The organism is Kineothrix sp. MSJ-39 (assembly GCF_018917935.1).
Lineage (GTDB): Bacteria > Bacillota > Clostridia > Lachnospirales > Lachnospiraceae > CAG-194.
Genome location: NZ_JAHLPN010000005.1, coordinates 84,626 through 98,776 on the forward strand (window position 1 = coordinate 84,626; position 14,151 = coordinate 98,776).

Annotated in this window: 11 protein-coding genes; 1 reads left to right on the forward strand and 10 read right to left on the reverse strand. The window is 43.1% G+C overall.

Annotated features, from left to right (window positions below; translation table 11 throughout):
- The first annotated feature begins 49 nt into the window (after positions 1 to 49).
- A complete protein-coding gene (locus KQI22_RS05105; RefSeq protein ID WP_216550990.1) occupies positions 50 to 1,189 on the forward strand; it encodes a glycerate kinase family protein in 1,140 nt (379 codons plus the stop codon).
- A gap of 96 nt (positions 1,190 to 1,285) precedes the next feature.
- Here KQI22_RS05105 and KQI22_RS05110 read toward each other — a convergent pair whose 3' ends face one another.
- The 10 genes from KQI22_RS05110 to KQI22_RS05155 all read right to left on the reverse strand — a co-directional run bounded on the left by KQI22_RS05110 (position 1,286) and on the right by KQI22_RS05155 (position 14,128).
- Positions 1,286 to 2,050 carry a response regulator gene (locus KQI22_RS05110; protein ID WP_216550991.1) on the reverse strand — a complete coding sequence of 255 codons (765 nt, stop codon included), beginning with the start codon at positions 2,048 to 2,050 and terminating at the stop codon, positions 1,286 to 1,288.
- Positions 2,047 to 4,515: a response regulator gene (locus KQI22_RS05115; RefSeq protein ID WP_216550992.1), complete on the reverse strand. Its 2,469-nt coding sequence runs from the start codon at positions 4,513 to 4,515 to the stop codon at positions 2,047 to 2,049. The genes KQI22_RS05110 and KQI22_RS05115 overlap by 4 nt, the downstream gene beginning before the upstream one ends.
- A gap of 5 nt (positions 4,516 to 4,520) precedes the next feature.
- Positions 4,521 to 5,987: a LuxR C-terminal-related transcriptional regulator gene (locus tag KQI22_RS05120; protein ID WP_216550993.1), complete on the reverse strand. Its 1,467-nt coding sequence runs from the start codon at positions 5,985 to 5,987 to the stop codon at positions 4,521 to 4,523.
- A gap of 240 nt (positions 5,988 to 6,227) precedes the next feature.
- Positions 6,228 to 7,331, reverse strand: a complete 1,104-nt coding sequence (locus tag KQI22_RS05125) for a hypothetical protein (RefSeq protein WP_216550994.1) — start codon at positions 7,329 to 7,331, stop codon at positions 6,228 to 6,230.
- Between the two features lie 11 nt (positions 7,332 to 7,342).
- The gene (locus tag KQI22_RS05130; protein ID WP_216550995.1) at positions 7,343 to 8,239 is read right to left on the reverse strand and encodes an ABC transporter ATP-binding protein; all 897 of its coding nucleotides are present in this window, start codon (positions 8,237 to 8,239) and stop codon (positions 7,343 to 7,345) included.
- A gap of 75 nt (positions 8,240 to 8,314) precedes the next feature.
- Positions 8,315 to 8,686: a GntR family transcriptional regulator gene (locus KQI22_RS05135; RefSeq protein WP_216550996.1), complete on the reverse strand. Its 372-nt coding sequence runs from the start codon at positions 8,684 to 8,686 to the stop codon at positions 8,315 to 8,317.
- Between the two features lie 167 nt (positions 8,687 to 8,853).
- Entirely contained in the window at positions 8,854 to 10,554 is a 1,701-nt protein-coding gene (locus KQI22_RS05140; protein ID WP_216550997.1) for a cellulase family glycosylhydrolase, read from the reverse strand.
- Position 10,555: 1 nt separating this feature from the next.
- Positions 10,556 to 10,864 carry a hypothetical protein gene (locus tag KQI22_RS05145; protein ID WP_216550998.1) on the reverse strand — a complete coding sequence of 103 codons (309 nt, stop codon included), beginning with the start codon at positions 10,862 to 10,864 and terminating at the stop codon, positions 10,556 to 10,558.
- 65 nt (positions 10,865 to 10,929) lie between these two features.
- Positions 10,930 to 13,449: an ABC transporter permease gene (locus tag KQI22_RS05150; protein WP_216550999.1), complete on the reverse strand. Its 2,520-nt coding sequence runs from the start codon at positions 13,447 to 13,449 to the stop codon at positions 10,930 to 10,932.
- Positions 13,442 to 14,128, reverse strand: coding sequence for an ABC transporter ATP-binding protein (locus KQI22_RS05155; RefSeq protein WP_216551000.1), 687 nt, complete (start codon positions 14,126 to 14,128; stop codon positions 13,442 to 13,444). Before KQI22_RS05155 ends, KQI22_RS05150 begins: the two co-directional genes overlap by 8 nt.
- Positions 14,129 to 14,151 lie beyond the last annotated feature (23 nt).

Here is a 14,151-nt window from a genome sequence, read left to right on the forward strand (position 1 = left end):
TACAATCTCTGCTATACTGAAAGAAAAGATTTTATAGGAGGAACTGCACATGAAGGTTCTGATCGCCATAGATTCATTCAAAGGAAGTCTGTCCTCTTTGGAGGCAGCATATGCCATACAGGAAGGCATTTACAATGCAGATTCTCATACTGATGTCTGCATCCGTCCACTTGCAGACGGCGGGGAAGGCACAGCCCAGGCTCTGACACAGGGCATGCATGGGCATATGGAAACAGTCACTGTCACAGGTCCGCTTGGTGATCCCGTAAAGGCAGACTACGGCATTATTGGTGATACGGCTGTGATTGAAATGGCTGCGGCTGCAGGCATTACACTCGTTCCTGCCGGCAGACGCAATCCGCTTTATACTACTACCTACGGCGTCGGCGAGCTTATTTTAGATGCCATGGAGAAAGGCTGCAGACACTTCATCATCGGGATTGGCGGAAGTGCCACAAATGACTGTGGGGTCGGTATGCTGCAGGCACTTGGCTTTGGCTTTTCGGATTGCAATGGCAAACCTGTATCTTTTGGTGCAGACGGCGTAAAAGACATTGCAGCCATAGACAACTCTCATGTATCTCCCCTGGTATCCCGATGTGATTTCCGGATTGCCTGCGATGTTACAAATCCGCTTTGCGGAGAAAACGGCTGCAGCAGTGTTTACGGTCCGCAAAAAGGCGCAGATCCTGCCATGATCGTCCGGATGGATGCATGGCTGTCTGCTTTTGCCGCTCTGACAAAAGCGCAGTATCCAAATGCAGATCCCTCCATGCCCGGCGCAGGTGCAGCAGGTGGTCTCGGCTTTGCCTTTTCTGCTTATCTCGGTGCCACGCTCCAGTCAGGCATTTCCATTGTCTTAGAAGAAACACAGATGGAAGCTGCCATAAAAGAAGCTGATCTCATCGTTACAGGAGAAGGCAGACTGGATGGCCAGACTGTGATGGGAAAAGCCCCTGTCGGGATCGCTGTCCTTGCCCAGAAACACCATAAAAAGGTTATTGCTTTTTGCGGCTGTGCGGCAGATGACGCTTCTCTTTGCAATGCGCATGGAATTGATGCTTACTTCCCGATCCTGCAAAAGCCTGTCAGCCTGGAAGAAGCCATGGATCCTGTGATCGCCGCCGAAAACCTGAAAAAAACAGCAGAGCAGGTCTTCCGGCTGCTGACCTGCTCTGCTGCCTTATAACTGACTTTATTTATTTTTCCTTTGTGACATAATAGAGACCATATCCCATTCCGGCTGCCAATATCTCTGGCATGACAATCAATACTATATAAACGGTTATATACCCAAATGTTTTTCAATCATCGCCAGAATATTTTCCTGCCTGGCCGGCTTTAAAATATAACCATCAGGCTTTAATGCCAAAAGTTCCTGTATATAATCACGATCCGCTACAGCAGATAAAAAAATAACTGGTAGATGAGCAAACTGATAATTTGCCCGAATAGCTTTTAATACCATTTTCCCATTTATAATGGGCATTTCGCAATCCAGAAAAATGAGATCCGGACACTCCTGTTGCATAACCTCAAAAGCCTGTGATCCGGAAACTGCAATTGATACCCGATATTTATCACTGACCAGAGCCTTCATGCTACGTAGCAGCAGTGGGTTATCATCCACAAACAGAATATGTTTTCTCCGATCCTTTTTCTCCAATATTTTATCCTCATAATCTGTGTAGGAAATCCCCATGCTTTCACACAATGCTCTTATGATTTCCTGATTTTTTACAGGCCTTGTAAGACAATGTATATGAATACTGTCTGAATCAAAGCCATATCCCTTAAATTCATATTGACTTCCAACAAGCACTGCCTGCAGCATATCATACTCTTTTAAAATATTCTTTATCCCTCTTATACCTGTACTGTCTATTTGATTAAATAAAACCAATAAAATATCCGGCTCAAAAATCTTTAACATTTTCCCGGCATAATCCATATCCGCCACACATAACTGCACTTGAAAATAAGGTAGCATTGCCTCATTCAGACTTCTGGTGATTTCATTCATTTCAGCAATCAATAATACTCTTTTCATATGATCTCTCCTCTCATCATCTGTCTGATTCTTTCCCCCAATTCTACTGCTTTTTTATTATTTAGATCCCGAACAGACTCCTGTAGCTGTAAAACCAGATCCTGCACTGGTTTTACATACTGATATTGTTCCAGTTTTTTCTCTATCCTGTCAGCTTCGTCATAATCAAATCTGCACATAGCATCTAAAATCATCTGCACCATGATCTGAAGCTGTTGCATATCTTCGCTTTTTATCTGCTTTGTCTCTTGAAATAACATAGCAAGGTCATTCTCTCCCCGTTCTATTTCCTCTAACAATACCGGAAGCAGCATCTTTATTCGGTCAATATTACCATCTCTGGCTGCTGTTTCTATTACCTTTGACAAACTTGAAATTGTCAAAGCCCCAGCAGCGGCCGTCAGCCCTTTTAAAGAATGCACAGCAATACGAAGCTCATCCAGATCAATCTCTGTGTCTTTTTTCTCAAGTATAACACGCCACTCACATTTGAAATCAGGAAGAGTCTGCCGCAAACCGTTCAACAATTCCAATAGCTGTTCCTCTTCCGGGTTATATAGTTTTGCATAATCCCATTGAAAACAACTAAGATCCGTAAGTCTATCAAAACAAGTGTTTTCCTCTTTTTCTCCCACCTCTTCTATTCTATTGCTGCTAATAAAGCGACATATTTCCTTTTTCAGTTTTTGAGGATCGATTGGCTTTGATAAATAACCATCAAAGCCCTCCCTCTCATATTCTTCTCTTGCACCAGCTATTGCATTGGCGGTCAGCATAATGACAGGTGTTTTTCTGTTTTTGCCATTCTCATCCAGCCTTAGCCTGTGCATTGCCTCAATTCCATCCATATCCGGCATCATATTATCCATAAATATAAGATCATAAACTTCTTCCTTTGCTTTTCTGATACACTCCCGTCCACTTTCTGCCTCTACTACCTGTATCCCGGTCTGTTTTAACAGTCCCTTGAATACACGCCGATTAAGATCTATATCATCTGTAACAAGCACACATACATTCGGTGCCCGAAAACCGGCATGATGTGTTTTCTGTCCTTTATCATTCTTTAGTCGTTCCTCCAGATTACCTATTGCTTCCCCACTTACAATTTTCTGTTCCACAGTAAAGAAGAAGCAAGATCCTTTTCCATAAACGCTTTCTACACGCAAAGTTGATCCCATTAACAATAACAGCTGCTGTGTAATATTAATACCCAGCCCTGTTCCTTCTATTGTACGGTTTCTCTTTTCCTCAATTCTCGTAAATGCCTCAAAAAGCTTATTTATATCCTCTTCTTTGATCCCAATGCCTGTATCCTTTACCTGAAAATCAAGTGCACAGGTATTTCCCTTTATACCGCCATCTACATTTAATGTTACAGTCCCCTGTTCTGTGTACTTTACTGCATTTGTCATCAGATTAACAAGAATCTGTTTCAGTCGGACATCATCCCCGTATAGCACCGATGGAATTGACTCATTCACTTTAATTTGTATGCTAAGACCTTTCTGTCTGGCTCTGTCACCAATCAACATATAAATATCATGAAGTAAACTGGAAAGTTGATATGTCACAGGTTCAATCTCCATATGACCAGACTCAATCTTTGAAAAATCCAGAATATCATTTACAATGCCTAGCAATGAATTTGCCGCCGCGTAAATATCCCCGGCATATGATAGAATTTCTTTCTCCCTACTCTCCCGCAAAATCATCTCGCTCATTCCTATGACCGCGTGGATCGGTGTTCTTATCTCATGCGACATATTTGCCAAAAATGCTGATTTTGCATGATTGGCTCCCTCTGCCAGCTTTTTTTCTTCCTTCAGCTGTTCAATCAAATGAATATCTGGGCTTTCCACAGTCAGGAAAAAACCAAGGTTTACCAATGTAATTCCCAGACATGATATCAAAGAAAGGGGTCTGAATGCCTGATAGACAGATATCGTTACCTGAAACACTACAGTAATCAATATAATTTCCCGTTTCTTTTTTTCCATGTCTTTGTAATGACATAAAAGAGAGTAACTCATCATAACTGTATAAATTGCAACACTACCATAGGTCACATAAGCAGCCGGTCCATAGGAATAATTTCCCAGTTCTGTGATGCGGTAGTATAAAGGAAGTACACCCGCTGCTGCTACAGAGGCAATCATAAGCCAGCCATTCTCTCCGACAGCTTCCTCATAAATCATCAGCAATACATATCGATAAATCAGATAAATACAAGCCACAAGGCTCATCAGGAAAAGACGATGCATCAATTGATTCCAAGCAGCTGGAACCTTACTGATATGATTTACCGTATATACCGTTATTCTGTCAAAGACCAGATATAATAACGATATGATCAACAATAAAGAATATAATTTATGTGATCTGGTAACCGTTCTTTTTACTGAAAAATACAATATCATAATAAATATTGTGATAATAAAGCAGCCAGTCTGTAATTTCCCCATATCTGCTACCTCAATGACAGTATTTTATTCTCATTCGCTATCCGGATTGCCTGCTGTCTTGTTCTAACATTTAATTTAGTATAAATATTTTTTACATGAAATTTTACAGTGTTAATACTAATGTCCATAAAATCTGCAATTTCTGCATTTGATCTTCCATCTGCGATCAGACATAAGATTTCTTTTTCTGTTTCTGTTAATGCAGGATAATCTTCTTTTGCTTTTCTTAGATAGTCCGGATACAGCAATGCCATTCTTTTAGACAAGCTGATCAGTTTATTCAGATACTCATTTTCTTTTTGCCTTTCTTTTTTATAACTACGAAGCAGAAAATATATTTTTTCCCCCTCATCTGCTACCAGCCTGTCAAATCTTCTTTCCAGTATCACTGGTAAGATACGATCCAATATGCTATAAGCTTCTCCCGGATTTCCACACAGAAAATAGCTGATTGCACTCAGTATATCAAGTTCACACAAATCCATTATGCGTCCGGCCTCCTGCAACGGTCGTCTTAAATACTCTGCCAGTGAAAGCTGAGCTATATATTTCTCTTCCAGAATATATGCTCTCATTTTTACCATATATTTATATATATCCAACATACATAGTTCCCCCATCTCCCCCGGTGCTTCCCGTGCCATCCACTCTGATACTGTATGTATATCCCCATCATACAATAGTCCCTTTGCACGCATGGCGCTGAAATTTTCAAGCAGCCATCTACTTCTTCCTTCATATAACCTCTGATAAATCTGATCAAGCATTGGGTACACTACAGCAATCTGTCCCGTGGCGATCATTATTTTCATCTGCAAACTCAACGCAATGAACAGAACAGCAATCTCTCCCTCTTTTTCAATAAATGGAATAATACTCACCAAAGTTGTAATTGCCTCAAAGCATGCGTCCCGCTGATAGCTTATTTCTGCATAAGCGATCTCTGCCATACCGATTGCACTGTCTCCGTATAACTGATTTATATATCTGCCAAGTTGTTCTTTATGACCCAGTATCCAGTTACTATAGGCTGTGAAATCCCTAAATCCATTCACAAGTGTCAAACGTCCGGCTGCCAGAGGCAGGTTAGGTAAAATACCATGACTTTGCTGTAGTCCTGCCAGCTTTTGAAGCGCACGGATTACTTTTTCCATATCATTCCCCGGAATGATCACATCTAGGTGAAGTTTCATAAGAGGTTCGTTTTCCACACATAATGCATACCGCTTTGCCCGCTCCAGATCCCCATAAATAGCACTGATTACAGCCGCTGCAGTTGCCAGATAAGGCGTTTGCATAATTTCCTCTTCCGAAAACGCATTTAAATACTTTCTGCAATATCGAAACCCATTCAAGCAACACGGATATGCCAATATTCTACTCAATTGATCTTTCAATGCTTCTTTATTGCCTGCCTGTAATAACTCATCCAGTTCTTCTTTCACGAAAAATTCATTATCCCGATTTTTCATGCTCCCCCTCCTTCCTCTTTTACACTGTAAGCATAAATAACTTTTACAGGATTGTAAACTACCCTCATGGGTGGGAAACTAAGAACTACAGAATTTATTGTTGATTAGCTGGTCTCAAATATCCGCCTATATGATTGTAGTATCTGTTTTTCCCTTTCGCTACAATAAATGCCCAGAAGTATACCAACTATCTGGGCATTTGCATCCTAATATGTGTTTTAGTGCTAGAACCGAAATTATTTATTTTTCCTTTGTGACATAATAGAGACCATATCCCATTCCGGCTGCCAATACCGCTGTCAGACTGTAAATAACCGGTTTCAGCGCAGTCGCCGAAGATACTTCAAAAATGGCAATGGTTTTTCCTGTCATGATAAAAATACCGATTGTACTGATAACTGCCAGCAGGACTGGCATCCATTCATATTGAAATCCACCGTTTTTTGCAAGATTTCTTCTTTTCTCCATCCGGATCACAAGCCAGAACAGTACTGCGGTCACGAGCAGAAGCACTATGCAAAGCAGTCCCATACTCCACGGACTGACAGCTATTTCATTTCCCTTTGTTTCATACAATGTGTTATAGCTGTAGATAAGTGTTCCCTGCAATGACAGGTTAAAATTATAGCGCCACATGCCCTGACAAAATGCCAGCATCAGATAGCCCCAGACAACCAAAAACAGACAACTGCCCGGCGTATTGGTCATTGCTTTCGCCAGAAGTACGATTGCATAAAGCAGCAGACCGATTTCAAGCATCGCAAACACATACAAACTTTCCAGCAAATAGTTCGCTGCAGACATCATATTTTTCGCCTGAGGAAACTGCTCTGTCAGCGTATGCTGCATGGAAAGCTCCAATCCAAGCTGCCCTGCCATATAAAGCACATATGTGACTGCAAAGAACAGAATGCCGGTCAGCATTTCATAACTTGCAGACTTTCCTCGTGTGATCGGCAATGTTGCACTGAATTCTCTCCCTCGCCTGTTCTCCAGCAATATCCATTTAACAAACTGGAGTATGACCAGAAGTGCTGTAAGCAACTTGGCTGCCAGACATGCATTCATCGTTACCACTCTGTAAGACAAATCCTGCAGTTCTGTCATTGTGCTCTCATACCCATCTCTGAGCATTGTTTCTTCCTGCAGCTTTTCAGAGCCTGTTTCCTGCATTTTCTCTATCTTTTCATCCATTCCCTGTATTGCTTTCCGGTATTCTGCTTCCGTTTCTATACCGGATCTGAGATTCTGCGCATTTTGTCCCAGAAAGAACAAGATCAGTAAAACAGATGCCAGTGTCAAAATAACCAGTTCCAAACGGTCTCTGTATAATAGTTTCTTCATGCTAACCCCTCCTATTTTTCCAGTGCTTTTATCATATCTACATTCTCATTCCATGTCAGAAATACTTCCTCAAAACTGATCTTCTGCCGTGTGAGTGACTGCACGCCCATCTGGCTGAGCATTTGTTCGGTTTCTGCTGCATTGCCCATTGTCTGGAACGTAACGAGCCTTCCCATCTGCTTTACTTCATAAAGCCCGATCTGTTTTCTGACTCTTTCCAGTTCATCCTGTCCAATTTCTCCCTGCCACTTCTGTACGCTCTCTATCACATCGTCCATGTCACTATGTCTTTGGATCCTGCCTTGTTTCATAAAAGAAACTTCATCACATAGCATCTCCAGTCCGTTCAGATCATGGGACGATAGGATCACACACAGCTCTCTCTTTTCCGTTTCCTCGATCAGCACATCCTTCAGGTAGCTTCGGCTTCCCACATCCAGTCCGTCAGTTGGTTCATCCATCAGGATATAAGCAGGTCTTCTGGCGATCGCCAGCATAAAGGGAAGCCGCATCTTCTGCCCCTTTGACAGTGCTCCGATTCCCTTTTTCAGATCCACTCCAAATTTCTGATTCAGCTTCATAAACTGATCCATCTGAAAATCCGGGTAACATTTCTGATAGAATTTGAGCAGTCCTCTCACGGAATAGATTGAAAAGAACTCCTGCGAGTCCGATATAAACGCAACTCTTTGCAGTGTTTCTTCGTTATCGTAGATTGCTTCCTTGTCATATGTAATACTGCCGCTTTCCGGCCGGTAGATCCCCGCCATACATTTTAAAAGAGTAGTCTTTCCCGCTCCGTTTTCTCCGATAAACCCATGGATCCTGCCTCTGTCCGCCAAAATCGTTGCATCCTCTACCGCAACTTTCTTCCCATATTTTTTTGTTACATTCATTACTTCCAACATAGCCGTTTTCCCCCTGTCATGCTTTCAATGGTTATCTCTTTTCAATTTACCTTCTCCTGTGAAACTAACCTGCTGCTAGATCTCTTCATAGGCTTCCGCCATCAGTTCCATGACCTGCTCTCTTGTATATCCCATCATTTTCAGCTCCAATGCGATACTTTTCAGAGAATTACGAAGAGAAAGCACTTTTTTGTCATCCATCCGAATTTCTACTTCCTGTGCAATGAAAGTACCTTTTGCACGGATCGTTTCGATCACGCCCTGCCTCTCCAGTTCCTGGTAAGCCTTAGCTACCGTAGACGGCGTGATCCCAAGCTCTGCCGCCAGCCTGCGAACCGATGGAATGGCATCTCCCGGATTAAGACTTTCCCGCATGACAAGCAGCTTGAACTGTTCGATGATCTGCTCATACAATGGTTTGCTGCTTCGTTCATCCAGTTGAATCATGGTATCCTCCTTTCGTTCTATAGTAACGCGCTTTCTGTATTAACTGTACTACTGTATGTAATACAGTATAGGTACGAAAATTTATTTTGTCAAGTATCTGTATTTACATTTTCCTCGTCGCTATAACAAAAAAGGAGAGAATTTCTTCTCTCCCTTCCGATTTCTGCTTACTGTACTGTTACCTGCCCGGATGCACTGATGATAAATCCAACATCCGTCGCAGCTTCTCCCGCCTTGATCTCTCCGTTATAGTCCTTTGAACGGATCACCAGTTTCTTACCGTCTGCCTGATATTCACCGTTCCAGCCATCGGACAGCGTGATCGTATCCGAGAATGTCAGCGATACTTCCCAGGATGACGTTGTCTCTTTTCCATTGTTTGTAATCGTAAGCTGATACTGATAAAAGGTCTTGCCCTCCGACTCCCAGCTTCCTGTTACCTGCGCATCTACTGTCAGATCTCCCGATTTTACCGTCTGTGCAGCAGCATTTTCATGCTGATCTGCGGCATTTGCGTTCTCCGCTGTTCCGGTGTTGTTTTCCTGTGTCTGGTTTTGCTGGCTCTGCGCGGAAGTCTTACTGTCACGCTCTACAGATTCTGTATCCTGATTTTTCTTATCTCCTGCGCTGCCACCAGTGTTTCCTTCCGTATGCAGCATATCATAGATCCATTTACCGCTTTCACTCAGATCTTCTCTAGTAAAACCGGAGGTTTTCTGGCAAGAAGAAGCGATCAATGCCGAAGTTTCCTCTTTATTACAGAAGCTCCATACCGCATAACTGATGCCTTCTTGGTCCATCGTATCGATCCAGCTCTGCGCCTGCCCCAGATCATTTCCTCCGTTTCCGCTTGCATCACACAGACCATATTCGCTGACAAATACAGGAGTTCCGGCTTCTACCGCACTTACCATTTTATTGCGCAGATCTTCCTTGTGCGTTGCTGCATAGAAGTGAAGTGTATACATGATATTGTCATAGTCTGTGATCGGATCATTTTGCGGCTTGTCAATTTCCTGGCTCCACGTTGGTGTGCCAACCAATATCACGGCGTCCGGCGCATTTTCGCGGATCACGGGGATCACCTCATTGGCATACGACTTGATATCTTCCCAGCTGCAGCCGCTGTTCGGCTCATTACAGATCTCATACAGCACATGTTTTTCGTCTTTCAGTTTCTCTGTCATTTCTTTAAAGAATTGCAGTGCTTCCGTCTTATGGGTCAATGGATTGCTGTCATGCAGGATATGCCAGTCCACGATCACATACATATCTGCCTGCTTTGCATATTCCACGCCGTCTGTTACAAGTGCCTTCAGCTTTTCCTTGTCTCCGTCTGTACAATACCCGCCGTTCTCATCCGTATACATGGCGATCCGGAACAGATTCGCGCCCCAATCCGTACTGAGCTGCATCACAGCATCCTGATTTACAAAATCGGGAAACCATGCAATACCGTGGGTGCTGATCCCGCGAAGCTGCACTGCCTGTCCTTTTTCATCCACGAGCTGTGTGCCTTTCACGGACAATGCCCCATTTTGAGATGGCCGCGCCAGAATGTAATCGCCGTTTTTCACGATCCCCTGCTCCGCAGCTTCATCCTTTTCATTTTCTACAGACACTGCATCTGTACTGCTCTTGGCATCTGCACCACTGTTTCCTATATCCGTGTCTGCTTCAACATTCTTCGGATCATCTGCGCCTTTTGCTGCCTGTTTCCCCACAGTTTCTTTCTCCTGTGTCTGTCCTGTTTCCTGTTCTGCCGTCTGCTGCGCATCCTTCTTTCCACACGCAGTAAGCCCCAGACAACATATGCATATGCCCATGATCACTACACTTTTCTTGAATCCCTCATATAATTGTCTCATGCTAATCCTTCTCATCCGGCGCAAACAGACCTTCCCATTTCATCTGATTCCATTTCGCATTATTCTGCTCCATGCCCTTCTTCTGCATGATACGGTTCCGGTCACTTAAGATCGCAAGCATCTCATCCACGATCTCTTCCTCCGGAAGATTTGTATAATGTGACAGATAGCCGATCATCCGTCCGGCTGTAAAATCCGTATTCAGATTTCTTGTGATCAGCTCGCTGAACTGCTGTGAATAGCCCTTTTCCTGCAATATGTCATACAGTTCTTCACTGATGGGAGATTTCGAGTTTCTTTCCGCCTGCATTTTCGCCTTATGCCTTTCTTTGCTTTTCTATAGGCACATTATATCATTTGAAAAAGAAACCTGCATCAGAATATTTTCTTTACCATGGCTCTCGGAATTAATGCCGCAATCACCCCAAATACAGGGATACATGCAAGCATCGGCCAGATCACATAATGACTGGTGAACATGATCATACCACCGGCAATCGCATATACAACGTAGTAATTCAGTAGCTGCCCTACCGTCAGTACAAGTACAAATGCAAGTCCCATTCTCAGCATTCCTTCAAAGGAAAGCATGAAAGCGATCTGCTTTTTTGTCATACCGACAGACCATAAGATTTTCAGTTCCTGTTTCCGTTCATGGATCGAGGTGTAAGTCAGATTGATAAAATTCAAAATGCCAATCAGCGCCAGGATCGCACTCAACGCACCTCCTACGATCAGAAACATGTTTACCATATCTTTAAATTCCTGCAGATACATTTTTCTGGATTTAAAATCCAACTTTTGATTTGTCACATCACAATACTGTTCTACATACGCCTCATCCGCCTCAAGATACTCCTTCTCCACATTGATCATGAATTGCAAAGCGCCCTTCGCCTGTGGCACAACCTTCAGATATTCCGCAGCGGGTATTGTTATATAGATGTCCATTCCATGGCTGTGCATTGGTCCCATGACATATGGCACATCTCCGATTCCAATGACCTCATATTCCTTTGTGCTGCCATCCGGCAGCTGAACCGGTATTTTCTCTCCTACCTGATACAGCGCCAGATCCGCATCGTTGCCGTCACTATCCAACATAGAAGATACAATGGCATAATCGCCGGAGCAAAAAGTATTCCAGTCGACCTTATCCGTTTCCAGTTCCAGTGCATGGAAGACCAGCTCATCCACACCATACAAATGAGAGCTGATCTCTTTCCGGTCGTAAACACACGAATCCCACCACTCTTTTTCATCCGGGCTTTGCACATACCAGTCAGTATGTTCCTCATATATTTTTTTCATCCTTTCCCATGCATCGCCTTCCAGCTTCTGCTCCGATTCCTCCATATAGATTGCACCGGATTCTGTAACACCATCCATTGCTCTGAGTGCTTCCATATCCTGTGCAGATACTCCCTCCAGATTTTTGTCAATAGCACTGAGATTATATAACGTGGCATCTGCAATGGAAAAATCACTGCCCGCAAACATGGAAATATATTTATCTTCATCAAAGCAGGAAACGATCGATACTGTAACATTGATCATCAGAACGCTGAGTACCATGGATAATAGCACCGCTGTCGTTCTCTTCTTATTTCTTTTCAGATTTTCCCATGCCATGGAAAACGGCGTTACCCACTTTGCCTTTTTATGCTTTGACAGCTTTTCTACCGGACAGTCACTGAACTTTACAGCCTCTACCGGAGATATTTTCCGAATGATCCTGCAGGGCTTTGCGCAACTGATCCTGACTGTGATCCACGCAAATACAGCACAGGCAAGAAACACAAATCCATTCGGATAAACCTTGCATGCATCTGTCAACATATTATTTGCAATCAGAGGCACTACAAAATATGATATCAGATAGCCCAGAAGCATGCCTACCGGGATCGCGATCACACTTAAAAACAATGCCTGCCTTAAAACCATTTTTTTCAACTGCCTGTTCGTCATTCCGATCGTTTTCAACAGACCATAATAATGAATATCGGACGTGATCGCGATCAGGAAAATGTTATAAATGATCAGATACCCCGCCAAAATGATCATGATCAATATAACTGCAACGATCAGAACGGTTGTTGCATCCAGCTCACTTGTCGTATATGCCCAGTTAATGCCATCCTTGATTTCCTCTCCGAAACCGAGTCTGTCCTTCAGCGCATCCATTTTTCCTGTAATATTGAAGGAAGAACTGAAATTAAAATCAGGATTGATGGAACCTGCATAGGAATTTGCCTGCATATATCTGTTATAATCCTCTCTATTCTTCCAGACAGGCGCAAAACTTTCCTGAAATTCTTTTGAAAAATAAATTTCATTTGTCAGCGTCGACGCCGGTTTCTCCCAGATCCCGCAGACTTTAAAATCTCCTTCATAGGTATCAAATCCATTGGTGAGCTGCAGATGCAGGATCTGTCCAAGCTCGTGTGGAACACCGAAGGCGTCCAGAACCGCAGTACAGGTTGCCACTTCCTCATATTTTTGAGGCAGCGTTCCTGTCTCCGGGTAAGAATAGCTCTGCTTTGCGCAAAGAGGCTCCGTGTATCTGATCTCTGTATAATCTTCAGATAATTCTTCATTTAACACTTCTCCAAGTATGACATTATAGGACAGATCGTAAATTTTTGTATCTGTTTTGAGCTTATCATATTCTTCCTGTGTCAGATACTTGAAACCTGCATGTGTGTATGTACCGACCTGATAGCAGGTTGCAGTTTCAAGCGATTTGATCAGACTGCTTATCACCGTAAACAGCGTGGTGAGCATGACCGTTGTTAAAATGATCGCTGCCAGCAGGATACTGTTTCTCTTTTTATTTGCCAGTATGCTCTTTTTACTGATATTCGCAATACATTTCCCATTTTGCACCTTACGCATGGATCTGACCCCCTCCCGCTAAAATGCGTCCATCCTCAATACGGATGATGCGGTCAGCCATCTGCGCGATCTCCTCGTTATGTGTGATCATAACGATCGTCTGTTTAAATTTCTGCCCAGTTACCTTAAGCAAACCCAATACATCCTGACTTGTCTTGGAATCCAGATTTCCGGTCGGCTCATCTGCCAGAATAATAGATGGTTTTGTGGCAAGTGCTCTCGCGATCGCCACCCTCTGCTGCTGTCCGCCGGAAAGCTGATTTGGCAGACTGTTTTTCTTTTCGGTAAGACCTAATGTCTCAATTACCTGTTCTATGAATGCCTCATCCACTCTGCCGCCGTCTAACTGGATCGGCAGTACGATATTCTCATATACGTTCAGCACCGGAACAAGATTATATGCCTGAAACACAAAACCGATCTTTCTTCTTCTGAAAATAGTCAGTTCTTCCTCTTTCAGGTCAAAGATCTTTTTCCCATCTACCAGCACAGTACCTGCTGTAGGGCGGTCAAGTCCTCCCAGCATATGCAGGAGTGTGGACTTTCCGCTGCCCGATGTACCGACGATTGCTACAAATTCGCCCTGTTCTACCGACAGATCCACGCCATCCAATGCTTTCACACATACCATGTTCTGGTCATAATATTTCTTCAGATTTTCTGTTCTTAAAATTTCCATTTTGCTTTCCTTTCCATTGTAGT